30 protein-coding genes and 1 pseudogene are annotated in these 26466 nt (G+C 70.0%); 5 read left to right on the top strand and 26 right to left on the bottom strand.

Going from position 1 to position 26466, the window contains the following annotated elements; genetic code table 11:
- Window positions 1–68 precede the first annotated feature (68 nt).
- The 10 genes and pseudogenes from IE94_RS0102855 to IE94_RS0102815 all read right to left on the bottom strand — a co-directional run bounded on the left by IE94_RS0102855 (window position 69) and on the right by IE94_RS0102815 (window position 7799).
- Window positions 69–830 (bottom strand): class I SAM-dependent methyltransferase, encoded by a 762-nt coding sequence (locus IE94_RS0102855; protein WP_030145750.1) that lies wholly within the window; start codon window positions 828–830, stop codon window positions 69–71.
- 137 nt (window positions 831–967) lie between these two features.
- Window positions 968–1849, bottom strand: a complete 882-nt coding sequence (locus IE94_RS0102850) for an LLM class flavin-dependent oxidoreductase (protein ID WP_030145749.1) — start codon at window positions 1847–1849, stop codon at window positions 968–970.
- A 40-nt stretch (window positions 1850–1889) separates the two neighbouring features.
- Entirely contained in the window at window positions 1890–2552 is a 663-nt protein-coding gene (locus IE94_RS0102845; RefSeq protein ID WP_030145748.1) for a hypothetical protein, read from the bottom strand.
- An 18-nt stretch (window positions 2553–2570) separates the two neighbouring features.
- Window positions 2571–3164 carry a hypothetical protein gene (locus IE94_RS39815; RefSeq protein WP_157849316.1) on the bottom strand — a complete coding sequence of 198 codons (594 nt, stop codon included), beginning with the start codon at window positions 3162–3164 and terminating at the stop codon, window positions 2571–2573.
- Window positions 3165–3247: 83 nt separating this feature from the next.
- Window positions 3248–4612 carry an AAA family ATPase gene (locus IE94_RS0102840; RefSeq protein WP_030145747.1) on the bottom strand — a complete coding sequence of 455 codons (1365 nt, stop codon included), beginning with the start codon at window positions 4610–4612 and terminating at the stop codon, window positions 3248–3250.
- A complete protein-coding gene (locus IE94_RS0102835; protein ID WP_030145746.1) occupies window positions 4609–4905 on the bottom strand; it encodes a hypothetical protein in 297 nt (98 codons plus the stop codon). Before IE94_RS0102835 ends, IE94_RS0102840 begins: the two co-directional genes overlap by 4 nt.
- 46 nt (window positions 4906–4951) lie before the next feature.
- The gene (locus IE94_RS0102830) at window positions 4952–5716 is read right to left on the bottom strand and encodes a hypothetical protein (protein WP_245235156.1); all 765 of its coding nucleotides are present in this window, start codon (window positions 5714–5716) and stop codon (window positions 4952–4954) included.
- Window positions 5704–6306: a hypothetical protein gene (locus IE94_RS0102825; protein ID WP_245235167.1), complete on the bottom strand. Its 603-nt coding sequence runs from the start codon at window positions 6304–6306 to the stop codon at window positions 5704–5706. The genes IE94_RS0102830 and IE94_RS0102825 overlap by 13 nt, the downstream gene beginning before the upstream one ends.
- Window positions 6307–6569: 263 nt before the next feature.
- Window positions 6570–7293 (bottom strand): annotated as a pseudogene (locus tag IE94_RS35145) (hypothetical protein); the annotation flags it as partial.
- Window positions 7281–7799, bottom strand: a complete 519-nt coding sequence (locus IE94_RS0102815) for a hypothetical protein (protein ID WP_030145743.1) — start codon at window positions 7797–7799, stop codon at window positions 7281–7283. The pseudogene IE94_RS35145 and the gene IE94_RS0102815, both read right to left, overlap by 13 nt.
- 241 nt (window positions 7800–8040) lie before the next feature.
- On the opposite strand from IE94_RS0102815, the gene IE94_RS0102810 reads away from it, so the two are divergent.
- Window positions 8041–8448: a DUF192 domain-containing protein gene (locus IE94_RS0102810; RefSeq protein WP_051777182.1), complete on the top strand. Its 408-nt coding sequence runs from the start codon at window positions 8041–8043 to the stop codon at window positions 8446–8448.
- Here IE94_RS0102810 and IE94_RS40250 read toward each other — a convergent pair.
- Together IE94_RS40250 and IE94_RS0102800 are read right to left on the bottom strand one after the other, a co-directional pair.
- Window positions 8445–8753, bottom strand: a complete 309-nt coding sequence (locus IE94_RS40250; RefSeq protein ID WP_078606378.1) for a hypothetical protein — start codon at window positions 8751–8753, stop codon at window positions 8445–8447. The two genes, IE94_RS0102810 and IE94_RS40250, sit on opposite strands and share 4 nt — an antisense overlap.
- A gap of 69 nt (window positions 8754–8822) precedes the next feature.
- Window positions 8823–9848 carry an AraC-like ligand-binding domain-containing protein gene (locus IE94_RS0102800; protein WP_051777179.1) on the bottom strand — a complete coding sequence of 342 codons (1026 nt, stop codon included), beginning with the start codon at window positions 9846–9848 and terminating at the stop codon, window positions 8823–8825.
- 621 nt (window positions 9849–10469) lie between these two features.
- On the opposite strand from IE94_RS0102800, the gene IE94_RS40830 reads away from it, so the two are divergent.
- Window positions 10470–10868 (top strand): hypothetical protein, encoded by a 399-nt coding sequence (locus IE94_RS40830; RefSeq protein ID WP_245235155.1) that lies wholly within the window; start codon window positions 10470–10472, stop codon window positions 10866–10868.
- Between the two features lie 87 nt (window positions 10869–10955).
- Here IE94_RS40830 and IE94_RS0102790 read toward each other — a convergent pair whose 3' ends face one another.
- The 12 genes from IE94_RS0102790 to IE94_RS0102735 all read right to left on the bottom strand — a co-directional run bounded on the left by IE94_RS0102790 (window position 10956) and on the right by IE94_RS0102735 (window position 20233).
- The gene (locus IE94_RS0102790) at window positions 10956–11576 is read right to left on the bottom strand and encodes an OmpA family protein (RefSeq protein WP_030145738.1); all 621 of its coding nucleotides are present in this window, start codon (window positions 11574–11576) and stop codon (window positions 10956–10958) included.
- Between the two features lie 8 nt (window positions 11577–11584).
- Window positions 11585–12160 (bottom strand): hypothetical protein, encoded by a 576-nt coding sequence (locus tag IE94_RS0102785; protein ID WP_030145737.1) that lies wholly within the window; start codon window positions 12158–12160, stop codon window positions 11585–11587.
- Window positions 12161–12193: 33 nt separating this feature from the next.
- Window positions 12194–12790 carry a pilus assembly protein TadG-related protein gene (locus IE94_RS0102780; RefSeq protein WP_030145736.1) on the bottom strand — a complete coding sequence of 199 codons (597 nt, stop codon included), beginning with the start codon at window positions 12788–12790 and terminating at the stop codon, window positions 12194–12196.
- Window positions 12790–12990, bottom strand: a complete 201-nt coding sequence (locus IE94_RS0102775; RefSeq protein WP_030145735.1) for a Flp family type IVb pilin — start codon at window positions 12988–12990, stop codon at window positions 12790–12792. Before IE94_RS0102775 ends, IE94_RS0102780 begins: the two co-directional genes overlap by 1 nt.
- A gap of 262 nt (window positions 12991–13252) precedes the next feature.
- Window positions 13253–14155: a DUF5936 domain-containing protein gene (locus tag IE94_RS0102770; RefSeq protein ID WP_030145734.1), complete on the bottom strand. Its 903-nt coding sequence runs from the start codon at window positions 14153–14155 to the stop codon at window positions 13253–13255.
- Between the two features lie 18 nt (window positions 14156–14173).
- On the bottom strand, window positions 14174–15124 hold the full coding sequence (locus IE94_RS0102765) for a type II secretion system F family protein (protein WP_106977689.1): 951 nt from the start codon (window positions 15122–15124) through the stop codon (window positions 14174–14176).
- 9 nt (window positions 15125–15133) lie between these two features.
- Window positions 15134–16471 carry a TadA family conjugal transfer-associated ATPase gene (locus IE94_RS0102760; RefSeq protein ID WP_030145732.1) on the bottom strand — a complete coding sequence of 446 codons (1338 nt, stop codon included), beginning with the start codon at window positions 16469–16471 and terminating at the stop codon, window positions 15134–15136.
- An 18-nt stretch (window positions 16472–16489) separates the two neighbouring features.
- Complete coding sequence (locus tag IE94_RS0102755) at window positions 16490–16852, bottom strand: TadE/TadG family type IV pilus assembly protein (protein ID WP_030145731.1); 363 nt, start codon at window positions 16850–16852, stop codon at window positions 16490–16492.
- A 1-nt stretch (window position 16853) separates the two neighbouring features.
- A complete protein-coding gene (locus IE94_RS0102750) occupies window positions 16854–17249 on the bottom strand; it encodes a TadE/TadG family type IV pilus assembly protein (RefSeq protein WP_030145730.1) in 396 nt (131 codons plus the stop codon).
- On the bottom strand, window positions 17246–18532 hold the full coding sequence (locus IE94_RS0102745; protein WP_030145729.1) for a CpaE/TadZ family protein: 1287 nt from the start codon (window positions 18530–18532) through the stop codon (window positions 17246–17248). Before IE94_RS0102745 ends, IE94_RS0102750 begins: the two co-directional genes overlap by 4 nt.
- 6 nt (window positions 18533–18538) lie before the next feature.
- A complete protein-coding gene (cpaB, locus tag IE94_RS0102740) occupies window positions 18539–19246 on the bottom strand; it encodes a Flp pilus assembly protein CpaB (protein WP_030145728.1) in 708 nt (235 codons plus the stop codon).
- Window positions 19247–19330: 84 nt separating this feature from the next.
- Window positions 19331–20233: a hypothetical protein gene (locus IE94_RS0102735; protein WP_051777239.1), complete on the bottom strand. Its 903-nt coding sequence runs from the start codon at window positions 20231–20233 to the stop codon at window positions 19331–19333.
- A gap of 357 nt (window positions 20234–20590) precedes the next feature.
- On the opposite strand from IE94_RS0102735, the gene IE94_RS0102730 reads away from it, so the two are divergent.
- Window positions 20591–22303, top strand: a complete 1713-nt coding sequence (locus tag IE94_RS0102730; protein ID WP_030145726.1) for a chitinase — start codon at window positions 20591–20593, stop codon at window positions 22301–22303.
- A gap of 71 nt (window positions 22304–22374) precedes the next feature.
- Here the strand turns inward: IE94_RS0102730 and IE94_RS0102725 are convergent, their stop codons facing one another.
- The gene (locus tag IE94_RS0102725) at window positions 22375–23277 is read right to left on the bottom strand and encodes a hypothetical protein (protein ID WP_245235154.1); all 903 of its coding nucleotides are present in this window, start codon (window positions 23275–23277) and stop codon (window positions 22375–22377) included.
- A 260-nt stretch (window positions 23278–23537) separates the two neighbouring features.
- Between IE94_RS0102725 and IE94_RS0102720 the strand changes: the two genes are divergently transcribed.
- Both IE94_RS0102720 and IE94_RS0102715 read left to right on the top strand, forming a co-directional pair.
- Complete coding sequence (locus IE94_RS0102720) at window positions 23538–24056, top strand: SigE family RNA polymerase sigma factor (protein ID WP_030145724.1); 519 nt, start codon at window positions 23538–23540, stop codon at window positions 24054–24056.
- Window positions 24057–24141: 85 nt separating this feature from the next.
- The gene (locus IE94_RS0102715) at window positions 24142–25395 is read left to right on the top strand and encodes a hypothetical protein (RefSeq protein WP_030145723.1); all 1254 of its coding nucleotides are present in this window, start codon (window positions 24142–24144) and stop codon (window positions 25393–25395) included.
- Between the two features lie 30 nt (window positions 25396–25425).
- Here IE94_RS0102715 and IE94_RS0102710 read toward each other — a convergent pair whose 3' ends face one another.
- Complete coding sequence (locus IE94_RS0102710; RefSeq protein WP_030145722.1) at window positions 25426–26382, bottom strand: hypothetical protein; 957 nt, start codon at window positions 26380–26382, stop codon at window positions 25426–25428.
- Window positions 26383–26466 lie beyond the last annotated feature (84 nt).

The following is a 26466-nucleotide window of genomic DNA, read 5'->3' as shown; positions in this document are numbered from 1 at the left end:
CGGGTCCGGGTCCGGGTCCGGGTCCGGGTCCGGGTCCGGGTCCGGGTCCGGGTCCGGGTCACGGCGTATCAGGGCACGGGCTGCGGCTTGCGCACGTCGAAGAGGTGACGGGAGCTGTGGGCGACGAAGGGGCCCTGGTCCTCGATGCGGTCGTGCAGGTCGCGCAGCCGGTCCCGGTAGGCCTCGACGGTGAACCCGGGGACCATCCACACCACCTTGCGTAGGAAGTGGACCACGGCGCCGATGTCGAGGAACTCCATCCGCAGCCGCTCCGCCCGCAGCTCCACCACCTCCAGCCCCGCCGCCTCGGCGTCGGCACGCTCGCGCTCGGGGTGCCGGTGCCGGTGGGTCGCTTCCGGGAGCGGCCCGAGGAAGTACTCGACGAGCTCGAAGACACTGGCGGGCCCGACGTGCTGGGCGAAGTAGGTGCCGCCGGGCGCGAGGACCCGGGCGAGCTCGTCCCAGTGCGGCTCGACCGGATGCCGGCTGACGACCAGGTCGAAGGCGCCGTCCGCAAAGGGCAGGGGCGCGTCGTCGGCCGAGGCGACCACCGGGACACCGCGCGGGCGCAGCAGCCGGGTGGCCTCGGCGACGTTGGGCTGCCAGCCCTCGGTGGCGACGACGAGCGGGGCGCGGTGAGGGCCGGCGACCGAGAGGGCGAAGTCCAGCACCTCCCCTCCCCCGGTCTGCACGTCCAGTACGGCGGTGGCCCCGGCCAGCCGCTGCGCCATGGACCGCGCGTAACCCCAGGACGGCCGGGCCTCGGTGGCCCGCCCCTCGAACCAGGAGAAGTCCCACCCTTGGGTGGGAACGGCGGCACCCTCGGCCACGAGGTCGTCGAAGTCACGACGGCCGCGACGCTCGGGGTGATCGCGATGATCGGGGTGGTCGGGGTGGTCGGGGTGATTGAAGTGATCCGGATGATTGAAGTGATCCGGGTGATCGGGGCGATCCGGTCGGTCAACGGTCACGGCTGGTCCCCCAACAGGGGCCGGACCCGCTCGGCGGCGAACCGCACGAACTCCTCCGGGTCGGGCTCGTCGCCGGTCGGCTGGAGGACCACGGTGTCGGCCCCGGCCTCGGCCAGCCGCCGCACGGCGTCGGCCACGGCCTCGGCGTCCCCGGCGGCCCCGAGATCCGGGACGTCCCCGACGCCTTCGGCGACCAGCTCGTTCCGGAGCCGTTCACCGGCGCCGGGACCGGTGGCGGCGAGGAGATACACGACGACCTTGTGCGCGTCCGTCCGCCCGGCCGCCGCCCGCCCCTCGTCAATGAGCCGCCGGGCGCGGCGCACCCCGTCCGGCGCGGTGTTCGCGGTGAGCACGGTCCCGTCGGCGGCCTCACCGGCCAACCGCAGCGAACGGGGCCCGGTGGCGCCGGCGAGCACCTCGACGGCCCGCTCCGGCGGCCAGTCGAGCGCGACGTCGTCGAGCCGGACGTAGCGCCCCTTCGTCGTCACCCGTTCCCCGCCCAACAACGCCCGCAGCGCGACGAGATGCTCCCGCAGCAGCGCGAGCGGCGACTCGGCCCGCGCGCCGACCTGCCCCATCCAGTCCTGCACCCCGTGCCCCACGCCGAGGACGGCACGGCCCGGGAACATCCGGTGCAGCGTGGCGGCCTCCATGGCGGTGACGGCCACGTTCCGCAGCGGCACGGGCAGCAGCCCGACCCCGACCCGCACCCGCTCGGTCCACGCGAGGGCGGCGGCGGCCGTGGAGATCCCACCCTCCCGGAAACAGTCCTCCCACAGCCACAACTCGTCGAGCCCCACGTCATCGGCGACACAAGCCACGGCACGCAGCCGCTCGGGGGCCATCTGAGGACGGAATACGGCACCGAGTCCAGTCATGCCGCCTTCCTACCGTCGGCGGGGATGCCGTTCAACACCATTATGGCGCCGCCCCCAACGGGTCCTCGAAACGAACGGTGTCGACGATGCCCCGCAGCAACGCCCGGTACTCCTCCCGACGCGCGACCGCGGTAGTACTGACCGTCAACACGGCGAGCCGCTTGCAGTCGGGGTGGGGGAGGTGGGCGTGGATCTGGAGGAGGGGGAGCTGGGGAAGCTCGCTTTCAGCGGCGTAACGCAAAGTGTTCTCGCTGAGGACTGCGGGGCCGCAGGGAAGCTCCTCAAAGGTGATGTGCGTGTGTCCCTTGGCCGATGTGGCAGCGCGGGCCGCCGTTACGCCACGGGGTGCGACGTTCGTGTCGCGCCAGGAGATGGTGAAGAGGGAGAGTAGGTGCGCACCCCCGGGATCGATGTCGTCGCGATGCAGGCCGACCGAGCAGTAGACAGTGCCGAAACCGCACAGCGCCCCGAGCATTCGCTGCCCCAACGCAAGCTGCGCAACGAACCGCTGACGCACCAGTTCACTCGGCGCGCCATCAAGCAACGGGGCAACAGCCTCACGCATCGCTTCGGCGTCCGAGGAGCCGGGTCCGGCAAGGAAGGAGTTGAGCGGCATGGGCATGAACCCATGTGGTTCTGCGAACCAGCATTCCGCTCGTACGTCTTCGACGGATTCATCCAGCAAGATTTGAGGAGTGGTCATGGGGCCTTCCTGTCTGGCTCAGGAGCGAGCTGTAGGGCCATCCACTCGGCGGCCCCACGCAATGTCGCCGGGTCCGGCGCCCCGGTCGTTTAGCGATTCACCGTCTTGAGGGGTGCTGCGCTGTTCCACGACGTGCATGCGCCGAGGGCCCCTCCCTTTCCGTCCCGGTGCGGCGATGACTCCTTCGAAGCGGGCGTCGCCCGCAAACCAGATCTCCTCGATCTGGGCCTTCAAATGCGGCTTGGCGCGAGGAGCCATACGTCGGCACCACCATTCCAAGCGCAGATGCCGGGTGAAAACCATGGGCAGCCACTGCTCTGGACAAGCAGGGTTGGGAAACTCGAACCAGCCGTAGTGCCTACTGGGAACCTCCGGACGATCAGTCAGTCCGCAGGGAACTCCCCGCAGGAGCTGCCATCTATAGGTACGCAAGATGCGCAGCATCGACAGCGCTGCCGGGAAATAGCGCAGTTGCGTCAGTGCCCGGTAGGGCCCGTAAACAAAGTACGGAAGAAAGACCCAGACGAGCCAGTCGGCCGAGTACACCGATACGCCGAGCAATACGACCCAGCCACTTACCCAACCGAACAAGCCGATGACGTTCATCACCATGTGCCTGACCCAAGCGCGACGGGTGGGGCGGTGATCCCATGCAATCGCGCAGACTACAGGGTCCACGAGTCCTTCCCTCCTACTCAATGACAGAAGACGTATCGTGCGACGTCTACGAGACCCCCGCCATCAAGGAGGAGACGCGAGCCGTCGATACCGGCGACAGCGCCGTCCTTGATACCGTCGTCCTCTGCGTCCACGGCCTTGTTGTACAGACCAAACCCTCCGGTACCAACGCCGACCACGCCCGAGGCACCGGCAATGGCCTTGGCAGCTCCGTCGGGATCGCTGAAGCCACGCACGGCTCGTGCGACCATTGAGTTCTCCAGGTTCGAGATCGCCCCGGCCTCGTCAAGAACCTTGGAACCATAGGTACCGGCCCGCTGCCAGAAATCGAGCACTTGCCCACCCCTGCGAATGGCCCGCGTGGCTTCGAAGGACCCCTTGGCTGCTGCCGCGATACCGGGTAGCGCGCCTACGGCGTCTGCTCCCACTGATACAGCGTTGCTCCAGAAGTCGGCATCGAGTTCTCCCTCGGCCAACCCGTCCCACAAAGATTCCCGCACTTCGGGGTCTGCAAGCCGCAGACCAAGCGCCACCACGCTCAGCCCGGAAGCCGTGAGGATCAAGGCAGCAACCGTCGCGACACCCCAACCCAGCGGCCCCGAAAGAAGGAGCGCAACGACCCCGATCAACCCGGCCACGAAGCTGAGGATGTCCGGGAGGTTGTCGCCCAGCCAGTCGAGTACCTCGTCGAACCAACCCGGCTCGTGCGGTACCAGCTTCTTCGTGGCATCGCGGATCTTCCGCGCCCGGTACCCGGCCTTCTCCTCATGCTCCTCGGCCAGCCTCTTCGCCTTGCCGATGACCTTCTTCAGCTCGGCCAGCGCTTCGCCGAGCTCACCGTTCGCCCGCGTGAGTGCCTTCTGCGCGGCGTCGCCGTCGACCCCCTCCTTCTTCAGGTCGGGGTCGTGGCCGGCCGAGTCCGCCCGCCCCTGTGCCCGGTCCACCGCGGCCTGGGCGTCCCTCGCATCCTCCTCCAGCTTCCTCGCCCGCCGCTGGAACTCGTCGAGCTCCCCCTCCCAGCGGTCCAACTGCCTGGCCGCCTTGCGGACCGAGTGCGCCGCGTTCTTCAGGTTCAGCGGCAAGGGCCCGCCGTCCAACTGCTCACGAAAGGCGACGGCGGCATCGCCTTTCCAGCAGCCGCCGTCGAGAAGCTTGGTGACGAGGTCATACGCCTCCTGGAGCACCTTCGCGCATCCGCTGAGCTTCTTCTCCAGCCCCCGCACGGTTCCCGTGTCCCCGGGCACCGGATTGAAGCCGAGGTGCGGATAGGCAGGGTTCGGGATGGGCGGAGCGGACTTGAGCCCCTGGGGCTTGCCCAGGTCCGCCCGCGACTGCGGGTCGAGAGCGGCACCGTTCTGGTCGTGGCCGGCCGTGACGGTCACTTGCGCGACTCCCGCACCGCCGCCTCGAGCGCCTTGTCGACCTCGAGGTAACTGTCCCTGCTCTTGCCGATGATGTCGGCAAGGTCCTCCGTCTGTTTGCCGATCTCCTCGGAGCCGTACTTCCAGTCCTCTTGGAAGGCCTCACACGCCGAGTCGAGCTCGTCCGTGCCCAGCCCGACGATCGTCGCGTCCGACAGCGCCTTTCGCACACCCCTGAGCGAAGTCGACGACTCCTTCAGCGACTTCATGAACCGCCCGAGCTCGTCCCCGTCCACGGCAAGCCGCTCCGCCACCCGCCCATCCCCTCTCACCGGTCCACCGCACCGATGAGAGGAACGATCAGCGGTTGACGGCCTGGATCTCCTGGACGACGACGTCCTGAGCGGCGCCGAACGTACCGTCCGGGAGGTCACCACCCGCACCGCCGGTGCCGGTCCAGTGGATCTCCCACGTGACCGTCGCCCGGAGCGGGAACGTGCCATCACCCGAGGAACGCAGGTACTTCACCCCGCACGACGGCGTGTCGTCCGCCCTTCCCTTCTCATACGGGGGCTCCGCCGTAGCCGTCGCGCTGATACCGATCTCCTTCACGGACGCAGTGACGGAAACCGGCTTGAACTCCGCACCGTCCAGCCACGCCCACATCGGAAGGTTCACCTTGGTCGCCTCCGCAGGCGCCAGCGTCACCCTGGTACCGGGAACGCGGATCTCCGCATACGCGAGCTCGGCGAGGACCTCCGGAGTGACCGCATTCTCCTTGTCCGCAGGCGGTGGATCGCCCTGGTCCACCCAGAAGTAGTCCGTGTCGCACTTGTCCCACCCCGGCGGGAAGCTCTCATTCACATACGAGCCCCACCAATACCCCTTGCCGGTCTTGTCCTTGTTGAAGCCCTTCTTCTCATCCTTCGCGTTGTACTTCCCCACGGTGACGGACACAGTCCCGTCGCCCCCGGCATCGGCGCGCTGATCCGTTCCCGAATTCTGAGTGTTGCCGTTGAGAATGTCGTCGGCACGCGCCTCGCCGGGAAGAGCAACAAGGGAGAGACAGGCACCCACCGTGACCGCAATCGGCACTGTCTTGATTGCGAGTGTCAGGGCTGGCACTTGCCACTCCCACTCTGCGAGGAGATCTTCTGAATTTCCCACACACCTTCGCTGTTTTTCTTCAACGACGTGTGGTAAATGACGTAACTCTTTGCGCTTACCTCAGTTTTCCTGATCTTGTTGGTCTTCAGGTACCTCACGTACGCCTTGCCTTGATCTTCGCAGTAAGTGAAGGAAGCCGTACCGTCACCGTCGACCGCTACGTCAGGATTGTAGAAGCGGTAGCTTCCAGTGATCCCCGCCTTCTGGTCGACGTAATTCTGGATGAACTTCTGTGTACCGGCCGCGGCCTCGCCCTCGTAGTAGTAGAGGTAGGCCTTGTCGAGTGCGTTCTGGTTGACGATGGCCAGGTCAACGGCCTTGATGGACTGCTCGCTGTCCGCAAGCACCGCATCCTTGTCCTTGTCGCCGGTCTTGGGCCACTCGAATGTGTACGAGAGATCAGCGGGCAGTTCAATCTTCGGCCTGCTGGCCTTCGACTGCTCGGGCTCAGTCGGCGACGCCGACGGCGACGCGCCACTCGTGTCCGCACCCGCGATCTTGTCGCTGTCTTTGGCGGCACTGTCGTCGTCGCTGCCGCACGCGGACAGCGTCAACGCCGCTGTGGCGGTCAGCGTGAGGACGGATAGATAACTGAGCCTTTTCCATCCCCGGTGACCGAGCGTTTGCCCCCTGACTCCCCGATGCCGGGCCGTACGTGTCTCCGCTGTCCCATGTCGAGAGCGACGGGGAAGTGCAGCGTCCCGTACGGCTTATGGCGCATCTCATGCCGGACCGTCCTCCTGCCCGCCTGCGAGCTGCGTTACCGGCGCCTGACCTGCCCAGGCGGGGCGACTGCGTGCCGTTGTCTCCTCGTGACCGTCGCCCGGAGCGGGAACGTGCCATCACCCGAGGAACGCAGGTACTTCACCCCGCACGACGGCGTGTCGTCCGCCCTTCCCTTCTCATACGGAGCGCCGATACGGCCGTCCTTGACCTCGCAGACCCCCGACGCCGGGTACGTCTCGGCATCCGGGGTGCCCGGTTCGATCCGCAGCGACACCGGCTCCGCTGTGGCCGTCGCGCTGATACCGATCTCCTCCACGGACGCGGTGACAGAGACCGGCTTGAACTCCGCACCGTCCAGCGCTCTCATTCACATACGAGCCCCACCAATACCCCTTGCCGGTCTTGTCCTTGTTGAAGCCCTTCTTCTCATCCTTCGCGTTGTACTTCTCCCGCTGCTTAGCATCCCACTCGTACCCCGTGGACTCGGCCTCCCAAATCGGCTCCAGGTAGTCCTGCAACTCCTGAGGGTTGAACTTCGGGGCATACCAACACGCCGGTGGACTCCACGAAGTCGCAGACGTCACCGGTCCGACCGAATCACCACTGCCGTTTTTCGAACGGTCAAAGACGACACCACCCACGGCGACCGAAACGGTGCCACTGCCGTCGACGTTGGCCTGTTGATCCGTGGAGCCGCGGCTGCCGCCCTCGCCTCGCCCGCCCGCGAAGGCCGTCGGGGCCGACATCACCGAGACGAGGACGATCGCGGATACAGTCACACACCACGAATATTTAGTCACGGCTGGCATTCTTTACTCCCCCGAGTTGACGCGATGTCGGTCGTCTGCCAGACGCCCTCAGCGTTCTTCGCAAGCTTTGCGTGGTAAAGGACGTAGCTGTCCGCCGTTGTCGGCGTGTCCTTGACCTTTCCCGTCTTCTTGTCCTTGATGAACGACTTACTCTCGTCCGAGCAGTAAGTGACGTACGCCTCAAGATTCCCCGAGAGGCTGACCTTGTAGTCGAAGTACCGAGTCTCGCCAACCCAAGTATGATTTTTCTGGATGTACCCCGACGCATACGTGATCGAATCACTCAAAGCAGACTCGGCATTGTAGAAACCGAGGGCTTTGGTGTCGGTATTCCCCTCGAAGATCGCCTCATCAACCGAGTTGACACTCAACGTACTGTCCGCACCCGCGATCTTGTCGCTGTCTTTGGCGGCACTGTCGTCGTCGCTGCCGCACGCGGACAGCGTCAACGCCGCTGTGGCGGTCAGCGTGAGCGCTGCGATGAGGGTGGGGCGGCGGCGTTTCACTGTCGGCTCCTGGGTGGGAAGGGGCTTCTCTTCAGCGAAGCAACGCTATCCACCGGGGACGGGCGACACCAGGGTGACACCTGTCTCCCCACGGCCGGCCGAGAGTTCAAAACCACTGCACCTGTGGCTTCTTGGGCCATAACGGTTCCGTGGCGCACCGGAAGCAGCAAACGGGTCCTGCTGCCATCTGCGGGGCCGGATACCTTCAGCGGGGTCACGTGGCTGGACGGAGGGCATCTGCATGGGACGGCGTCGTTGGCGGGACGGGGCGGGGGTGCTGGTCGTGGTGGGGCGGGGCGGGGAAGAAGTTCGCGTGCCACTGGAGATGGCGAGTTCGTACCGTGCGCGGACCAAGGGGCTGTTGGGGCGCGACTCGGTGGACGGGGCCATGCTCCTGACCCCCGCCAGCGGTGTGCACACGTTCCGGATGCGGATGGCCATCGACGTGGCCTACCTCGACCGGCGGCTCAACGTCATCGCCGTGCGCACGATGCGGCCGGGCAGGCTGGGGCTGCCGCGGTTGCGGGCGCGGCATGTGCTGGAGGCGGAGGCCGGGGCGATGGGTGAGTGGGGGGTCCGGGTGGGGGCGCGGGTGGAGGTCGTGGACGGCGCGGCAGGGGCGGGCGGTGGAACTGGTCGGCAGGACTAGTCCGTGACGTCGACGGGGTAGTCGCCGCAGCCCTCGAAGATGCTCGGGGTGCCGTGCGTGAGGACGAGCAGGTAGGAGGTCGGTACGAAGGCGCAGTCCTTCTCCTTCCACTGCACGGCGAAGACCGTCCAGAGGACGATGAGGACGACGACCACGATGGACGGCACGCTCCGCGTCGTGTGCCACGCGCCGTCGCCGTTCCCCGTGCGGGGGTCGCCGGCGCTGCCTGGTGGTGGCCCGCCGTGGGCCGTCGAACGTTCCCAGGGGCGTCTGCCCTCGGGCTCCCCCGCGTCGTCCGGTCTCATCTCGTGGGCTTCTCCTCCGCTCGGTGCCGTGGCGCCGCTCCACTGTGCCGGGGATCGGCGTCCGGGTCCTCAGTGCGGAGTGCAGGGCTGTTTGTCCTGGCGTGCAGTGCGCGCTTCGGTCGGGGAGATGCCGTACGCCTCGCGGAAGGTGCGGCTGAAGGCGGCGGGGTGGCGGAAACCCCACCGTCCCGCGATCTCACCGATCGTACGGTGGCGTAGGCGCGGGTCGGCGAGGTCGGTCCGGCTGCGTTCGAGTCTGCGGCGGCGGATCGTCGCGCTGACCGTTTCGGGCTCCTCCTCGAAGAGGGCGTGCAGGAGCCGTACCGATATGTGATGGTGTGCGGCTATCGTCGCCGGGCCCAGGTCCTGTTCATGCAGGTTGTGGTCGATGAAGGCGTTGATACGGGCGAGGAGGACCCGCTGGCGGCTTTCGACCGGGAGCTCCGGAGAGGTGTCCAGGCGGGCGGCGAGGAAGGTGACCGCGAGATCGAGGGCCGTGGTGCCCAGGCGGCGCAGCTCCGTCGGTCCGCAGTGCGCGGCGTTCTCGCGCAGACCCGCCAGGTAGGAGGTGAGCAGCGCGCCCGAGCCGGTGCGGCCGGCCAGCGGCGTGGCCACCAGACGGTCCGTTTTGTGGCTGGGCAACGGCACAGCCGCCCGGGGCAACCGCAGCACGCTCACCCGCGAGTGCCGCCCCTGGTCCTGGAACTCGCAGGCCAGGGGCTGTGACGTGTCGAAGAGCGCCACGTCCCCCGCGTGGAGCAGGGCGTTGTTGCGGCGCTGTTCCAGGCCGATGGGGCTGCCGTGGACAAGGAAGAGGAAGTAGTTCTCCGGGTCGGACGAGCGGATGTGGTCCGGCGTCCGCCGTGCCGACATCGGTGAGAAGGAGAAGGCGGAGAACTCGGTCTCCACCAGTTCCAGCGCGGTGACCTCACCCTGGAAGTGGTTGGCGTGTTCGCTGGCCAGCGATACCGGCATCACCGCCTTGCTGACCATGTCCCCCCACCAGTCGAACCCGTCGGGTCCGCTGACGCTGTCCGTGGAGAGGACCACCGAGGCCCGCGCCCCGGTCTTCCCCACCGCTGTCCCCCGCTCCATGCCCCATCACCCCCGCAGCAGTCGCCCCACTGCCGGCATTCTCCGCCGCCGTCCTGTGCCGCGGGAGCCTTCGTCCGGTCAGTTCGGGCCCGGGTGCGCCCATCGTCAAGGAAGTCTGCGCGCTCGGTCGAGGACATGGCCGCGGGCGTGTCCGACAGTAGTGAGCCCGGTCGGTGACAGAGAGGCGTGGTAGCGCAGTTGAGCAGTTCGAGTGGGGGTCCTTCGCCCGGGCGGAGGATGGGGGAGGTGGCGGCCGTGGTCTCGGCGATCACGGCCGTCGCGGGGCTGCTCCTGGCGGTCTTCGGGATACCTCTGGTAGGGGCTTCTTCGCCGCTCGGCCGGGGGGTCGCGGCCGAGGGGGCGCCGACCTCGGATGCGGTCGCTGCCGCCTCGCCGTCGCAGACCCCCACGACCACGACCACGCCCCCGCCCACGCCGTCGACGTCGGCATCGGTGTCCGTGTCGGCGTCGGCCTTGCCATCGGTGTCGCCGTCGTCGCCGCCGCCCGCTTCTGCTTCCGCGCCCGCCTCGTCCTGTTCGTCGTCTCTGCCCAAGGACTGGCGCCGGGTCAAGGCAGCCGCTCTCGCCGTCTGCTTCGGCCGGCCGGACGGGTGGGAGCATGTGCCCGCCAGTGAGGTGCAGAGCACCTGGCGTTCGCCGGACCGCTCGTACGACCTGAGCGTCAAGCGGGACAGGTCGTACGGGTCGACACCGCAGGCCGCCTCGGCGGGGCAACTGGCCTGGTACCGCGACACCGCCGAGTCGTCCATGGCGGACCTCGAGGTCACCACGCACAAGACGCGGCAGAACGGCCGGGACGCCCTCTGGCTGGAGATCGACTATCACTGGGCGCGGCAGAGCGAACCCCGCAAGCGCCTGGAGGTCTTCGTCGCCGGGCGGGCGGGTTACGTGTACCAGCTGCTCGTCGACACCGAGGCGAGTGCGCAGCGCCTCGCCGAGCAGAGCCGGTTGTTCGCTACCGCACGGGAGAGCCTGCGGATCGACGTCAACGCGAGGTGAGCTGCCCGAGGGGGAGCGTCCTCAGAGGAGGGCGGTTGCGGCGAGGGGCGCGTTGTCGTGGGGTGGTGTGGGTGGTGCTCATGGCCGTCAGGGCTCCGAACGGGGGAAGGAGACCTCGACCCTGCGGTTCTTCTTGCGGCCGGCCTCCGTCGCGTTGTCGGCGATGGGGTACTGCTCGCCGTAGCCGCGGACCTCGTAGGTGATGCCCGCGTCGTTGAGGGACTGGGACAGGACGTCGTGCACGGCGTTGGCGCGCCGTTTGGAGAGTGCGTCGCCGTGTGCGGAGGAGCCCAGGTTGTCGGTGAAGCCGAAGACGCGGACCCTGGTGGCGTTCTGGGTGCTGATCTCGTCGGCGATGCCCCGGATGCGGGACTTGGCCTCGGCGCCGAGCTTGGAGCTGTCCTTGTCGAACAGCACCTCGGCCTGGAGGGCGAGTGTCACGCTCGTGTTGGTGTCCTCGCGGCGTTCGTCGCCGCTCTGCTCTTCCACCACGGACTTGATGTCCAGGACCTTCGCCTGGGCGAGGGTGGCTCCCTCCGGGAGCTTCAGGTCGGGGTCGTTGGGGTCCACCTCCACGGGGGCGGTGGCGGAGGGCTCGGTGCCCGGGGGGTGGTTGGGGTCGTCGTCGGCGTGGGCGGTGGGGGTGACGTAGAGGGTGGTGGCGAGCATGAGGGTGGCTGCGGCCAGCAGGCGGGGGGGTGAGGTCATGGTGTGCCTCACTCGGAGATCTCGATGGTGCCGGTCGTGAACATCGGCAGCTGAAGAGTCACCTCGGTCGTGTCGGCGGGGGGCGCGGGGAACTGCATGAACACGGGCAGGGACTCGCCTGCCTTCAAGGGCGGAAACTTCGTCGTCGTGAGCGGGCGCCCCTCTGTGTCACGCAGCACGTAGTAGCGCTTCTTGCCCTTCGAATCCACCAGAGTGGCACCGCCGAGCGATTTGCCGTTCCGGATGATCTCTGTTTCGTTGCCGCTCAACTGGGCGGGGACGTTGATCGCTTTGTCCCCGTCGTTCTTGAGATCTCCGCTCACGGTGACGAAGCCTCCCCCGTCCCGCTGCGCGTCGGTGACCTTGAGGAACAGGCCGCTGGGCCCCCTCAGTTCCGCCAAGGTCGCCCCCGCGTCTCCTTCCTGAGCATCCGGCTTGGAGTCGCTGCCCTTTGAGGAGCTCGCAGGCGCTTCCGGCTTGTCGTCTCCACCTCCACCGCAGCCGGCCAGGCCGAGGGTCAGTGCGGCAGCGATGGCCCACGCCGCCAGTCCGCCGCGGGCCTTTGTTGTGAACCGAATGCTCATGACTCCGCTTCCTTGGTCCTCTTCGTTCGCTTGTCAGCTGTCGGCCAGATGGACGTCGAACAGGTCCTCGGGCATCGGCAGATCCGAGAGGTCGTCCGGGTCCAACTCCCAGTCCGCTCCACCCTTGCAGGAGAGGACTGGCAACGTGTCGTCGTCGGCGTCCTCGGCGAGCGGCCCGAACCAACAACGGGCCTCGATCACGGCGGTCGCGGTCTGTGTTGCCTTTCGATTCTCTGTGCCCGGCACGATCGTGTCCCCGACGGAGTCGTTGGTCTCGGTGACGACCGTGTAGCCCAGGGGGCCGTCCGGCTCGCAATCCACGCTGGCGTCGTTGCGCGCAGCCAACTCCTGAGCGCGCCAGCATCCGTTGGGTACCGGAATCTCGCCCGCGAAGATGCCCTGCCACGATTCCGGCTCCAGGACGTGGGTGATCCACTGATCCGTGAGGCGGTCCCTCGTCTCCAGGGCAGCCGCGAGCGCTGCGGCGTCCGCCGCCGTCTGTGCCTCACTGCGAGTCGCCGCGGCCTGGCCGACCGCGAAGTAGGCGAGCGCGAGAAAGAGCAGGCCCCCCACCACCGTGATGTAGATGGGGAAAGCCTGCCCCGCATCCCCGTTCGCACGGAGGCGCATCAGATGCCGGTGACCTCGGTGATCTTGTCCGTGATCGCGTTGTAAATGGTCTGCCCGATGTCCGTCCCCGTGATCGCCAGCACGATCGCCACCACCACCGCGATGATGCCCAGGTACTCCACCGCCGTCTGGCCCCTGTCGTGTTGGCCGGCGGTGCGGGAGTGCAGGTGTGCGGCGGCGGTGTGAAGCCAGTTGGTCATGGTGTTCCCCTCCAGGGTGGGCGAAGCCGTGTTCCTCGTGCGGGTGGGCGGCGGTGATCGGCTGGCTGGTCGTGCCGGACGTCAGGGCGTCCACGATCTCCACCTCCCTTGCGCTCGGCTGGGACCTCGACCTGTCGGGAGTACCAGGTAACGACTGTCCCATAGTGAGTTGCACATGCGAAAGGCATTGCAGCCAAGTGAGGCCAATAAGTCCATGGATGCCGGTAGTTGTCGTCTTCTGTTTATGTGCAGTCGCACTTCCCTACTCCCCCGTGATGGTGCCGAAGTCCGTCCCCGAGCCCAGGATCAGGCCCGCGCCGAGGAGGATCATCGTGGCCGGGACCATGAAGGTCGTGATCATCAGCGTGGCCTTGGGGACCGCGCGGGCGGCCTTGCGGCGGGCGTTCTGGGCGTCCGTGCGGCGCATGTCCTTGGCCAGGGAGACCAGGGTGTCGACGATCGGGGCGCCCAGTTCCTCGCCCTGCTGGAGTGCCGTCACGAACATCGCCACCTGCTCGGAGTCGTTGCGCCGGCGCAGCTCCGTGAAGGCCTCGCGGCGGCTCATGCCCAGGTCCATCTGGCGCAGTGTGATGCGCAGTTCGTCCGCCCAGGGGCCTTCGTAGCGCGTGGACACCCGGTCCAGGGCCTGGCGGAAGCCCAGGCCCGCGCTGACCACGACGGCGAGGACGTCCAGGAAGTCGGGGAGCGTGCGCTCGATGACGTCCTTGCGGATGCGGATCGCCGACCAGATGCCCACCTCCGTCCAGAACGCGCCGAAGGCGAGCAGGAGGAGGGCCACCAGGTACTGGCCGCGGAGGAGGAAGACCAGGAATCCGAGCGCGCCCAGGAAGCCGTAGACCGCGCGGCGGGCGGCGTAGCGGTCGATGGTGATGCCGCCGGGGTTGCCTGCCAGGTCGATCCGGCGGCGGTACCGGGCGACCAGGGCCGGACCCATCAGGCGCAGTACGGCGGGGGCGTAGCGCATGCCCATGCGGTCGATGAGGGAGTGTGCCGCGCCGGTGCGGGTGGCGCCGACCTCCAGGGCGAGGGCGAGGTCGTCGGGGAGTCTGGCGTCGGCCCGGTACATGCGGATGCCGGCGAAGGCGCCCCAGACGGCCAGTGCCATGAGGAGGGCGAGGAGTATTCCGGGGAGTGCGAGGCCCATGTCGGTGTCCTCCTCCTCTCAGACGTCGATGCGGGACAGGCGGCGGATGAGGACGAAGCCGACGGCGTAGAGCGCGAAGGCGGTGATCACGGCGGCCTGGCCGGCCGGGGAGCCCGTCATGCGTTCCAGGGCGCCGTCCTTCACCCCGTTCATCAGGAGCAACGAGCCGATGCCCAGCACGGGGACGGCGTACGACGTCATCGTGACCTGGGAGAGCTGGGTGCGGACCTCGCGCCGGGTCTCCTTGCGTTCCTCCAGGGTCTGAGTGAGGTTGCGCAGCGCCCCGACCACCTGGCCGCCGGCGCGGTTGGACAGCACCAGGGTGGTGACGAGGACCACCAGTTCGCGGGAGGGGAGACGGCCGGCGAGTTCGCCGAGGGCGTCCTCCATCGAGGCGCCGATGGCGAGCTGGTCGGCCACCTTGCCCAGTTCCTCGCCTGCCGGGGCCTCCAGTTCCTCCGCGGCCATGCCGATGGCGGTGCGCAGGGCGAGGCCGGCCTGGGTGGCGTTGGCGAGGATGCGGGCGAGTTCGGGGAGCTGGTTGATGAACTTCTCGATGCGTTTCTGGCGCTGCCAGTTGAGGAACTGGACGGCGACGCCGATGCCGAGCAGTCCGGCCAGCGGGCCGAAGAACGGGGCCAGGGCGGCCTGTCCGACCAGCCACAGGCCGGCGACCGTCGCCAGCATGTACGCGAAGAACTCGCCCGGGGTCACGTCCAGGCCGGTGGCCGCCAGGCGGCGCTCCAGGTTCCGGCCCGGTCGGGTGCGGCGCAGGCGGCGGTCCAGTCCCGGGAAGCGGCGCCGGCGTCCGGCCGCCGGGACCTGGCCTGCCGCGGTGAGGCGTTCGACCAGGGCCGCGCGCTGGGCCTTCCCGGCGGTGTACGAGTGCAGGCCGACGACCGCCAGGACGCACGTCAGCAGCGTGATGCCGGTGGTGAGCGTGACGAGCGTGTCGAGTTCCAGTTCCATCGGGCGGTCCTACCTGGCTTCTCGGGTGGTGAGCTGGTCCGGTGTGTGGGCCACGCCGAAGGCCTGCGGGATGGGCTGGCCCGCCATGTAGAGGCGCTCGGCGGTGCGGTGCGGCAGGGGGTGGTACTCGTACGCCCCGGCGACGCGGCCGTCGGCGGTCATCGGGCGGGCGTTGAAGCGGGCGACCGTGGCCAGGCGGTACGGCTCGCCGCCGTGGCTGGCCAGCAGGGCGACCTCGGTGATGCGGCGGGCGCCGTCGGCGAAGCGGGTGAGCTGGATGATGACGTCGACGGAGCTGTTGATCTGGTCGTGCAGCGCGACGAAGGGGATCTCCACGTCCGACATCGAGGCCAGGGTCTGCAGGCGCATCAGGGCGTCCTCGGCGCTGTTGGCGTGGACGGTGGCCAGCGAGCCGTCGTGGCCCGTGGACATGGCCTGGAGCATGTCCAGGGACTCGCCGCCGCGCACCTCGCCGACGACGATGCGGTCGGGGCGCATGCGCAGCGAGTTGCGGACCAGGTCGCGGATCGTGACCCGGCCCTGGCCCTCGACGTTCGGGGGGCGGGACTCCAGGCGGATGACGTGCGCCTGCTGGAGCTGGAGTTCGGCCGAGTCCTCGATGGTGATGATGCGGTCGGATTCGGGGATCAGGCCGGAGAGGGCGTTGAGGAGGGTGGTCTTCCCGGTGCCCGTGGCGCCCGAGACGATGATGTTGAAGCGGGCCTGCACCAGCCCGGCCAGCAGGTAGAGCATGTTCTCGTCCAGCGAGCCGAGGCCGATCAGCTCCTGGAGGGTGAAGGAGCGCGGGAAGCGGCGGATGGTGAGGGTCGCGCCGGTGAGGGAGAGCGGGGGGATGATCACGTTCACGCGCTCGCCGGAGGGCAGGCGGGCGTCGACCATCGGGTTCGACTCGTCCACGCGGCGGTTGACCGTCGAGACGATGCGCTCGATGGTCTGCATCAGCTGGTCGTGGGAGGCGAAGCGGAGGGGCAACTGCTCGACGCGTCCGGCCCGTTCGACGAAGATCGCGTCGGGGCCGTTGACCATGATCTCCGTGATCGAGGCGTCCTCGAGGAGTGGTTCCAGGATGCCGAGTCCCAGGGCCTCGTCGACGACCCGGCGGATCAGCTGGGAGCGTTCGACCGTCGACAGGACCGGGCCCTCGCGGCTGATGATGTGCCCGAGGACCCGCTCCAGGCGGGCCCGGCGCTCGGTCATCGCGAGCGCGCTCATCTCGGCGAGGTCGATCTCCTCCAGGAGCTTGGCCCGGTAGGAGGCGACCAGGTGTCCGTCCTCGCCCCGGCTGCCGTGCTCCTCGGGGGAGTGGATGCGTGCGCGCAGGCTCATGCGTCCTCGGCTCCTCGGTCAGTGGTCCAGCGGCATGGTGGCGGTCTTGCGGGCCGGGTCGAAGTCCCACCCGGGCACGATCGACGGGATCTCGACGGTGGCGGTGACGGTGACCTCGTCCCCGCCGTACGAGGGCGAGCAGGTCGTGCCGTCGGCCAGCCGGCCGCTGACGGCCGCCGCGCACGCCGCCTCGGCGCTCTCCTGGAGCGAGGCGCTGCGCGCCCCCGCGCGGGCCGCGGTGCCGGCCTGCTGGGCGGTGTACGCGATCAGGCCGAGCTGGACGACGGCCATGCCGACGAGGACCAGGATCGGGAGGAAGCCGAGGTACTCGATGGCCACCTGGCCCCGGTCCCTCGCCCGTTGCCCGCGGGAGTACGGCATCTCAGTCGTCCTCCTCTTCCACGGCCCCCGCGTGTCCGTGCACGGTGAAGGGGACGCTGAGGGTGCCGGGGAAGAGGAGGGGGACCTCGATGCGGACGTCGGCGGTGACGTAACCGCCCGCGGTGCCGCAGTCCACACGGGCGCCTCCCTCCCAGGAGCCCGGCAGCTTGTCCAGGCCCGCCTCCTGGCAGGCCCCCTGCCGCGCCCCGCGCTCGGCGGCCGTCGCCGCCCGTACCGCCTCGTCCGCAGCATTCCCCGCGAGCGTGTACGTGTATCCCACGAGCACGAGCTGCCACAGCACCACCAGCGTCGCGATGATCACCGGGGTCATCCCGAGGAACTCGACGGTGACCTGGCCGCCGTCCCGGGCACGGCCCCGCCCGCGTAACCCGCTCATCCGGCACCGTCCTTCCGGCGCCGGAAACCGGCCGAGCCCCGGTCGCCCCGGTCGCCCCGGTCGCCCCGGAAGCGTCCGTGGCCGTGTCCGTGGCCCCTGCGACCGCCCTCGGGCACACCGGCCAGGCCCAGTTCGCCCGCGAGGGTCCACAGGGCCTGCTTCACGGTGCTCCTGCCGTCCAGTTCGTGCACGCGGCCCGCGTCCACGGCGCCCTGGAGTTCCTTGAAGTTCGCCGGGATCGTGGTGGCGGCGATCGCCGTGCCGGTGATCCTCTGGATCAGCGGGGGCTGGATCTCCGTACCGCGCGTGTGCCGGTTGACGACCACGGTGGTCTCCTGGGCCTTGCGGATCTGCAGCCGCTCCCACATCCGCACCGCCCGCTTGGCGCCCCGTACGGCGACCACGTCCGGGGTGGTGACCAGGAGCGCCGTGTCGGCGCTCTCCACGGCGGCCGCCCCGGCCCCGCCGAGCTGGGCGCCGCAGTCGATGACGACGACCTCGTACCGCGAGCGCAGGGCGGCGACGATCTGGCGGGCGGCGCGGTCGGTGACCTCCTCGCCGCGTTCGCCCTCGCCGGGGGCGAGCAGCAGGGCCAGCCCGCTGTCGTGGCGGAAGACGGCGTCGGCCAGGACGCGCGGGGAGAGGTCGGTGATGGTGGCCAGGTCGGCCACGGAGCGGCGGAACTGGACGTCCAGGTAGGAGGCGACGTCGCCGGTCTGCAGGTCCATGTCGAGCAGTGCCGTGGACCGGCCGGACGCCTGTGCCGCCAGGGCGAGTTGCACGGCGGTCAGGGTGGCGCCCACGCCGCCCTTGGCGCCGCTGACGGTGACGACGGTGCCGCCGGCTCCGGTGAACACGTCGACGGCGCCGCCGAGGTGCCGGCGGACCCCCACCGACCACTGGGCCACCGCCTGGACGCGGCTGGCGAGTTCCTCGTAGCCGAGCGGGAGGGCGACCAGGCCGCGGGCGCCGTGGTCCATGGCGGCCTGGAAGAGGCCGGGGCCCGGGTCGGAGGTGACGAGGATGACGCCGACGGCCGGGAAGCGGAGGGCGACCTCGCGGATCAGCTCCAGGGCCGGGACCGGGCCGACGCGCTCGTGGACGATCACGACCTCGGGCAGTTCGTCGACCGACTCGGCGGCGAGCCGGGCGAGGGTGTCGACGAGCTGGGTGGAGTCGGCGACCGGGGCGACCGGTTCGGCGTCCGGGAGCTGGCTGAGCAGCGAGGTGAGGGACCGTACGGCGTCCGGGTCGCCGACTGCCGGGAGGATCCTCGTGGCCATGCGCCCTCACTTGTCCTTCGCGAGTTCGTACGTGCGGTCCTTGTCGGGGACCGTGGTGTCGCCGCCGGGGGCCACCAGCGCGAGCCGGACGCGCCGGGCGAACGACTCGGCGTAGGTGATGCGCTGGGCGTCGATGGTGGACAGGGCGAAGGTGATGGGGACGGCGTCGGTGGGTTCGCGGTCGCGGCTGTCCGCGTCGGGCTCCAGCGAGGTGAGTTCGCCGACGTCGATGACCTTGGCACCGGTCACGATGATCTTCGACTGGTCGGGGTCGCCCTCGCGCGCGCCCTCGAAGGTGGCGTACACGTTGACGGTGGAGCCCGGGGTGATCTTCCCGGCGACGCCGGTGGCCGCGTCGATCATGATGGCGACCTCCTGCTGTCCCGGCCGCAGGGCGGGCGTGTCGACGATCATGTCGGTCTGGAGCAGCGACCCGGCCCTCAAGGTGGTCACGGCTATCTTTCCGCGGACCTGGGACAGGTCGGTGACGGCGTTGTCGGACAGCCAGCGCTCGGGCATCTCGATCTTCTCGAACTGCGCCGCGCCGAGTTCCGTGTAGGGCTCGATGTCGCTCTTCAGCCGGTACGCGGTCACCTCGGGGCCGACCTTGGACTTCACGTCGTCGACGACGGACAGCACGCCGGCGAAGGCGCCGAGGGCGCACAGGACCGAGAGGACGAGCAGGATGATGCCGCGGCGCTGACGGGAGTTCATGGGCCGTGCAACCTCATTGGGGGGTCTGACGTCCGGGCGGGCGGACGGACTGGGGGCGGGCGGGACGGACGGGGCGCTACGGGCCTACCCAGTCAGGGCCCGTCTCTCACGGGGGCGCCCGAGGGCGGGGTCGCGGCCGTGGCCCGGCGCCCGGTCCCGGCCGGGGCCGTGCCCGTGGCCGGTTCCGCCGCCGTCGTCGTCGTGGACCGGTGGTGTCGCGGAGCAGAACACGCAGCGGTCGCCGATGACGTCGATGCCGCACCAGTGGCAGACGCTTCGCCGTACGGAGGTGACGAGTTGGTAGAGGACCGAGAGGTCGGGGAGGTACGCGCAGAACTCGGTCAGCCGTCCCGTCCCCCACCAGTGCGGGGACTCCGCGGGCAGCGCCGTCTCGCGCAGCCCCTGCACGTGCCAGGACGGGGCCAGGGTGCCGGTGACCCAGTCGGGGGCGAGCTGGCCCTTGGCGACCAGCAGCCAGGTGCCGAACTCGGGCCCCGCGAGGGCGGCTTCGGGGCCGATCCTCACCAGTTGCGGCACGGGGTGGGCGACGACGCCGAACTGGCTGCCGGGCACCCAGGACCTGGCGTGCGCCTTCAGGTCCACGGGGACGTGGTCGAGCCGGGTGACGGAGCCGAGCAGGGCGCCGGCGTGGATGTAGTGGGTGAGCAGCCGGCCGGCGGAGGCGAGGACGCCGGGGCTGAGGTCGCAGGAGGCCAGCTGGCGCAACTGGCGGGCGAGTACGGCGATGCCGAGCGGTGGCAGGGGCGGCCGGAACAGGGCGATGCGGTCGGTCTCCAGGAGGGCGCGGACGGTGTGCAGGCGCCGTTCCACGCTCGCCGGGACGGCCCGGGAGCACACCACGATCAGGTGTCCGTGCTGGTCGACCAGTGTCTGGAGCTCGGCCAGCACCTGTTCCAGGGGGCGCCGGTCGACGTCCTGGAGCACGGCCGCGGGCAGCGTCCGTTCGTCCTGCGGCGGCAGTGCCATGTCGGCACTGGTCACGGCAATGGCAGTTGGCACGCGCGGCTCCCCGTCTCCCCTGCCCGTCGGTCCGCCGGTGTTGCTCCGGCACACCCGGATGACTTCACTGCGTGACTACCTGAGCACTGTATCCACGCGTCTGTGACCGGAGAACAGCGTTTTGGCAGCTGTGGAACAACTCGCGTTGCACAAGCTGCGCCAAAACGGGGCAGGTTGAGCATTTTCGAGGGCGGGCCGAGCGTCGCGGCCCGACCGCGAACCTGGTCCGTACCTACCTCTTGACACCTTCAATTGGTCTGGACCACCTTGTACGTCAGCGGTGGCCACCGTCCCCCATCCCGCCCCACCCCACCGGAGGCAGCAGTGGACCCCGTACGCAGACGGCGCGGAAGACGTCTCGGCTCCCTGACGGGCGCCGTCACCGCCGCGCTGGCCCTCGCGTTCACGGCCGTCGGACCGGCCTCGGCCGCCGATGTCAACAACGCCAAGAACGCCGGTTTCGAGTCCGGGCTGAGCAACTGGACCTGCTCGGCGAACAGCGGCACCACCGTCGCCTCCCCGGCACACGCGGGCTCCGCCGCGCTGAAGGCCACCCCGGCGGGTCAGGACAACGCGCGCTGCTCGCAGAGCGTCGCGGTGAAGCCCAACTCGACGTACACGCTCAGCGCCTGGGTGCAGGGCGGCTACGCCTACCTGGGCGTGACGGGCACGGGTACGACGGACGTGTCGACCTGGACCCCGGACTCGGCCTCCTGGAAGCAGCTCAAAACCACCTTCAGCACCGGCTCCTCGACCACCTCCGTGACGGTGTACACGCACGGCTGGTACGGGCAGGCGGCGTACTACGCCGACGACCTGTCGGTCTTCGGCCCCGACGGCGGTGGCGGCGACGACGGGAACCCCGACCCCACGGTCCCGTCCGCCCCGGCCGGCCTGAGCGTCTCCGGTACGACGCCGGACTCCGCCTCGCTCGCCTGGAGCACGGTGTCGGGCGCCACCGGGTACAACGTCTACCGCGACGGCACCAAGGTGACCGCGGTGACCGGCACGTCGGCGACGGTGACCGGCCTGGCGGCCTCGACCTCGTACTCCTTCCAGGTCACGGCGACGAACGCGGTCGGTGAGTCCGCCAAGTCGGCGGCGGTCACGGCCCGCACCGCGGCACCGGACGACGGCGGCAGCGGCGGCGACCTGCCCAAGCACGCGGTGACCGGCTACTGGCAGAACTTCAACAACGGGGCGACGGTCCAGAAGATCTCCGACGTGCCGTCCGCGTACGACATCATCGCGGTGGCCTTCGCCGACGCGACCACGACGCCGGGCGCCGTGACCTTCAACCTCGACTCGGCCGGGCTGGGCGGCTACACCGTCGACCGGTTCAAGGCGGACGTGCGCGCCAAGCAGGCCGCGGGCAAGAAGGTCATCATCTCGGTGGGCGGCGAGAAGGGCACCGTCTCGGTGAACAGCTCCGCCTCCGCGACGAACTTCGCGAACTCCGTCCACTCCCTCATGCAGGAGTACGGCTTCGACGGCGTCGACATCGACCTGGAGAACGGGATCAACCCGACCTACATGAGCCAGGCCCTGCGCGCCCTGTCGGCGAAGGCGGGCCCGGACATGATCCTCACGATGGCCCCGCAGACGATCGACATGCAGTCGACGCAGGGCGGCTACTTCCAGACGGCGCTGAACGTGAAGGACATCCTCACGGTCGTCAACATGCAGTACTACAACAGCGGCACCATGCTGGGCTGCGACGGCAAGGTGTACGCCCAGGGCACGGTCGACTTCCTCACCGCCCTGGCCTGCATCCAGCTGGAGGGCGGCCTCGCCCCGTCCCAGGTGGGCCTCGGCCTGCCGGCCTCCACCCGCGCGGCGGGCGGCGGCTACGTCTCCCCGTCGGTGGTCAACGCCGCCCTGGACTGCCTCACCAAGGCGACCAACTGCGGCTCCTTCAAGCCCTCGCGGACGTACCCCGACCTGCGGGGCGCGATGACCTGGTCCACCAACTGGGACGCCACGGCGGGCAACGGCTGGTCGAACGCGGTGGGGGCACACGTGCACGCGCTGCCGTAGCCGGGCCCCGGGCCTCGTGCCCGCCCGCCCCTCCCGCCGCGGCGGCGGTGGGAGGGGCGGGCGCACGGGGCTCAGCCGCCCGACTCCCGGGTCTCGCCCGGCAGGAACTTGTGGCGCACCCAGAGACTCAGCAGCACCGTCCCGCCCAGCAGCAGCGGCACCGGGTCACGGGCGGTGGGGGACAGCACGTGCCCCAGCGCCATGACCGTGCAGACCGTCAGGGGCACAAACGCCGCGGCCCCCTCCATCCCCCACCGCAGCGTCGGCCGGCCCGTGCCCAGGACACTGGCCCCGCCGGGCAGCCACGGCCCGACGGCGATCACCAGCAGGCCCGCGGTCTTGCACCCGACGGCCAACTGCGCGGCCTCCGCGCCCAGTCGGTGCGGGCCGGCCGTCCACAGCTGCACGGTGTCGCCGAGCAGCATCAGCAACAGCCCGACGACCCCCGCCCACACGGTGGCTCTCCGGTCGGTGCGCACCAGGCGGCACAAGGCCAGCAGGAAGCTGAGGAAGACCAGCTCGGCGGCCCACAGGAGCCCCACCATCCCCTCCCCCAGCCGCCAGCCACCTCCGGCCCCGCTGAGCAGGACCCACCCCGCCATGAACAGGGCTCCCGCCGCGACGACCCCGTCGAGCACCCTGCGCACCAGCACGGGCCGGCCGGCTCCGGCGTCTGCGGCGACCACCAGTCCGGCCGCCGCCAGGCCGACCGCGAGCGGCGCCCCGACGGCCACCACCGGTCCCAGCAGCGGTCGCTGGTCCTGCCCGGCGTCCGCCGGGTGCGCCGACAGCGCCTCGGCCAGCAGCCGGTACGCGCCCCCTGCCACCGCCGAACCCGCCAGCAGCAGCAGTCGGGTGCGCACCCGCCCGCCGGCCCACCGCGCGCGCAGCGCCAGCGACACCGCCAGCAGGCAGCATCCGACGGACGGACCGAAGGTCACCGTCCGCGCCACCGCGCCACCCCACCCGGACATCAGGTGCGCCTTTCGCCGGTCCTGCTCCCGAGAGCCCTCCTCGACGCCCAGGAGTCGTCCTCACCGAACGTAGAAGACCCGCCGCCCGCCCCGAACTGAACCGCGAGCCCATTCACCCGTACCGCGTACGGCGAGGGACCCCGCGTGATCCCGACGTCAACGCGGGAAGAGCCGGTCACCTGCGGCGAAGTCCGTATGAAACATTTCCCGGGGTCCACCGCATCAATGAGGTGGAGGCGGCGGACATCGGGGGGCGGCACATGGGGACAGCGCGGCAGAGACGGACGGACGAGTACGCCGAGTTCGCGGTGGCGCGGGCCGGGCACCTGTACCGGTCCGCGTGCCTGCTCACCGCCGGGGACACGCATCTGGCCGAGGACCTCGTGCAGGAGACCTTCGGACGGCTCTACGTGCGGTGGGGACGGGTCTGTCGGGCCGAGAACCCGGCCGCCTACGCGCAGACCGTGCTCACCCGTGCCTTCCTCGCCCACCAGCGGCGGCGCAGCAGCGGGGAACGGGCGACCGACGTGTTCCCCGACCTGCCCGGCGCCGGTGACGGGGACGCGTCCCTGCGGCTGACGCTGCTGGACGCGCTCGCGCGGCTGCCCGCCAAGGACCGGGCCGTCGTCGTCCTGCGGTACTGGGACGACCGTTCGATCGAGCAGACCGCCGAGGTGCTCGGCGTCAGTTCGGCGGCGGTGCGCACCCGGTGCTCGCGGGCGCTCGGCCGGCTGCGGGACCTGCTGGGCGAGGACCTCTCGGAGTACGCCAGACCCTAGGCCCTCACTGTCCGGGCCCCGCTGCCGCCGGTCCGAAGCTCTCAACAGCTCGTCTCGACTCACTTTGTGGAAAGGGTGGTTCGCCATGCTCGAAACCGATCGTCCCGACCCCTTCGAGGACCGTCTGTCCGCCGCCCTGCGCGAGGCCGGTGACGACTTCCGGACCGATCGGACGGCCCTCGCCACCGCCGGGAGGTCCCGGGGACGGCGGGCCCTGCTGCGGCGCCGGACGGCCTTGGTGGGCACGGTGGCCGGGGTCGCCCTGGCCGGCGTGGGCGGGATGCTGGTCCTCCCGTCAAACGACCCGGCCGGCCCCGCCCGGTCCACCGCCGCCTCCTCCGGCACCGCGACCGCCGCCGCGACCGCCGTCACCGGCGACGACCTGCTGCGCGAACTCAAGGCCCTGCTTCCCCCGGGGACGTACCGCGAGGAGTCGGCGCGGGGCTCGGACGACCGGCTGGGCCCGACCGCGAGCCTCGTGCACGACGACGGGGCCGGGGCGGCCGCGATCGCCATCGGCTTCGGCCGGGTGGTGTGGGGAAGTGCCCGGGTGCGGGAGATGACGGCGTGTCCCGACCACGACGTCAGGCCCTACGACCACTGCACCGTCGACCGGCTTCCCGACGGCTCGATGCTCAGGCTGTACCAGGGCTACGAGTACCCGGACCTGCGCGTGGACACCAAGCTCTGGACCGCGGACCTCGTCACCACCGAGGGGCAGCACGTGAGCGTCTCCGAGTGGAACTCCCCCGCCCAGAAGGGCGCACCGGTCAGTCGTGAGGAGCCTCCGCTGTCCACGCAGCGGCTCCGGACGCTCGTCACCGCCGGGGTGTGGCGCGAGGTGGTCGACGCCATCCCCGAGAGGCCGAAGCCGTCGCGGTCGGCCGCGCCCCGCCCGGCGCGGCCCACGGTGTCCGGGAACGCGATCGGCGACACGCTCACCACGCTGCTCCCCGGGAAGCTGGACGTCGTCGCGCGCGGCGGCCAGGAGTCCGAGTACGCCTACGTCGTCGTGGACGACGGGCGGGGGCGCAGCCTCGTCCAGATCAACGTCCAGTACGGCATGGGCGACGGGGCCGGGCCGTTGTACGCGGGCGGGGAGATCCTGCCCGACGGCACGCGCGTCGTCACCCGGCAGGAGCCCGGTGAGAAGGCCGGTGCCGGCGTGGTGATGTGGACCGTGGACACCCTGCGCCCCGGCCCGGCGGGCCTCCGCGTGGTGATCAGCGCCTTCAACACCGGCGACCAGAACGAGGACGCCACCCGCGACGCCCCCGCGCTGGGCATGGAGCAGCTGCGCAAGCTCGCGCTCGCCGAGCAGTGGGACGCGTTGCGGTAGCGCCGTGACCGGGCGGCTCCGTCGGACCGCTCAGGGCAGCAGGCCGCCGTACTTGTCCGCGAACGCCTTCTTCTGATCGTCGTCCGGGGTCGGGGGACGGTTCTCGCTGATCGGCTCGGGCGGGTTCCCCCGGGAGCCGCCCAGGGCCTCCTGCACGTCGGTGCTCATCCGGATGTAGTCCGTACCGAAGTTGTTCACCGGGCCGCGGAGCTGGATCTCGCTTCCGTTGAAGAAGCCGACGTCGACGTTGGGCCCGGCCACGACCGTGGCGACCAGGCCGATGAAGAAGTTCCCGTTGCTTCGTGTGTAGCCCTGCACGTACTCGAGACGGTCGCGCTCGTCCATCCCCGTCGTGGCGACGGCGGCCATGCGGGCGACTCCCTCGGACGGGCTGAACGGGATGAACGACGTGGCCCGGGTGTCGAAGTCGGGGAGCTCGCCCTGGCCGAACGGGTTCATCATCCCGGCGCCGTTGACGCCGTGCCAGGTCGGGTGCCACCGGGGGATCCCCCGGTACAGGGCGAGCCCACCCATGCGGTACCTCATGACGTGCCCCGTGAGGTCGTCGTTCAGCACCCCGTCGGTGACGGCGATGTGGTGGATGTACCCCCTGCCGCCCTGGGGCGTGCGGAAGACGTAGAACCCGCCCTGGCGCGTCATGGGCACGTCTTCGTCACCCACGCGCACGTTCACCTGCTGGGGCGCAGCCGAGCGGTTTCCGCCCACCGCGTTCTTCATCTTCTGGAACATCCGCTGCACCGGCGGCTGCGACCCGTGCTGCTGACGCCGCCCCGCCAAGGACGCCGCGACGGCCGCGTTCCCCGCCGAGTTCTGGAGGTCCGACATCGCAAGGGTCGAGAGGTCGCCCGCCGACCACGACTGGCCCGTCGTCGACGCGGCCTGGTCCGTCCGCACGACCGGGCCCCGGTCCCCAGCACCGCGCCGGCCCGTGAGCTCCTGGTCGGACTGCCGGTCGTGTCCTCGCATGCTGTTCCCTCCGAGGGACGCCAGTGCCTGGCCCGGGTGGCCAGAGTTCTCCAGCGTCAGACCTATACGACCCGCCGACCCCCG

The sequence above is a fragment of the Streptomyces violaceorubidus genome, assembly GCF_000717995.1.
Lineage (GTDB): Bacteria > Actinomycetota > Actinomycetes > Streptomycetales > Streptomycetaceae > Streptomyces > Streptomyces violaceorubidus.
The sequence above is the reverse complement of the archived record's forward strand: the minus strand, read 5'-3'. Positions and strand labels throughout refer to the sequence as shown.

Coding starts and splice junctions, on each gene's coding strand:
- IE94_RS0102850 (WP_030145749.1), bottom strand. CDS start 1,849: ATGACTGGACTCGGTGCCGTATTCCGTCCTCAGATGGCCCCCGAGCGG.
- IE94_RS0102845 (WP_030145748.1), bottom strand. CDS start 2,552: ATGACCACTCCTCAAATCTTGCTGGATGAATCCGTCGAAGACGTACGA.
- IE94_RS39815 (WP_157849316.1), bottom strand. CDS start 3,164: ATGGTGATGAACGTCATCGGCTTGTTCGGTTGGGTAAGTGGCTGGGTC.
- IE94_RS0102810 (WP_051777182.1), top strand. CDS start 8,041: ATGGGACGGCGTCGTTGGCGGGACGGGGCGGGGGTGCTGGTCGTGGTG.
- IE94_RS40250 (WP_078606378.1), bottom strand. CDS start 8,753: ATGAGACCGGACGACGCGGGGGAGCCCGAGGGCAGACGCCCCTGGGAA.
- IE94_RS0102800 (WP_051777179.1), bottom strand. CDS start 9,848: ATGGAGCGGGGGACAGCGGTGGGGAAGACCGGGGCGCGGGCCTCGGTG.
- IE94_RS0102790 (WP_030145738.1), bottom strand. CDS start 11,576: ATGACCTCACCCCCCCGCCTGCTGGCCGCAGCCACCCTCATGCTCGCC.
- IE94_RS0102785 (WP_030145737.1), bottom strand. CDS start 12,160: ATGAGCATTCGGTTCACAACAAAGGCCCGCGGCGGACTGGCGGCGTGG.
- IE94_RS0102780 (WP_030145736.1), bottom strand. CDS start 12,790: ATGCGCCTCCGTGCGAACGGGGATGCGGGGCAGGCTTTCCCCATCTAC.
- IE94_RS0102775 (WP_030145735.1), bottom strand. CDS start 12,990: ATGACCAACTGGCTTCACACCGCCGCCGCACACCTGCACTCCCGCACC.
- IE94_RS0102770 (WP_030145734.1), bottom strand. CDS start 14,155: ATGGGCCTCGCACTCCCCGGAATACTCCTCGCCCTCCTCATGGCACTG.
- IE94_RS0102765 (WP_106977689.1), bottom strand. CDS start 15,124: ATGGAACTGGAACTCGACACGCTCGTCACGCTCACCACCGGCATCACG.
- IE94_RS0102760 (WP_030145732.1), bottom strand. CDS start 16,471: ATGAGCCTGCGCGCACGCATCCACTCCCCCGAGGAGCACGGCAGCCGG.
- IE94_RS0102755 (WP_030145731.1), bottom strand. CDS start 16,852: ATGCCGTACTCCCGCGGGCAACGGGCGAGGGACCGGGGCCAGGTGGCC.
- IE94_RS0102750 (WP_030145730.1), bottom strand. CDS start 17,249: ATGAGCGGGTTACGCGGGCGGGGCCGTGCCCGGGACGGCGGCCAGGTC.
- IE94_RS0102745 (WP_030145729.1), bottom strand. CDS start 18,532: ATGGCCACGAGGATCCTCCCGGCAGTCGGCGACCCGGACGCCGTACGG.
- cpaB (WP_030145728.1), bottom strand. CDS start 19,246: ATGAACTCCCGTCAGCGCCGCGGCATCATCCTGCTCGTCCTCTCGGTC.
- IE94_RS0102735 (WP_051777239.1), bottom strand. CDS start 20,233: ATGGCACTGCCGCCGCAGGACGAACGGACGCTGCCCGCGGCCGTGCTC.
- IE94_RS0102725 (WP_245235154.1), bottom strand. CDS start 23,277: ATGTCCGGGTGGGGTGGCGCGGTGGCGCGGACGGTGACCTTCGGTCCG.
- IE94_RS0102720 (WP_030145724.1), top strand. CDS start 23,538: ATGGGGACAGCGCGGCAGAGACGGACGGACGAGTACGCCGAGTTCGCG.
- IE94_RS0102715 (WP_030145723.1), top strand. CDS start 24,142: ATGCTCGAAACCGATCGTCCCGACCCCTTCGAGGACCGTCTGTCCGCC.
- IE94_RS0102710 (WP_030145722.1), bottom strand. CDS start 26,382: ATGCGAGGACACGACCGGCAGTCCGACCAGGAGCTCACGGGCCGGCGC.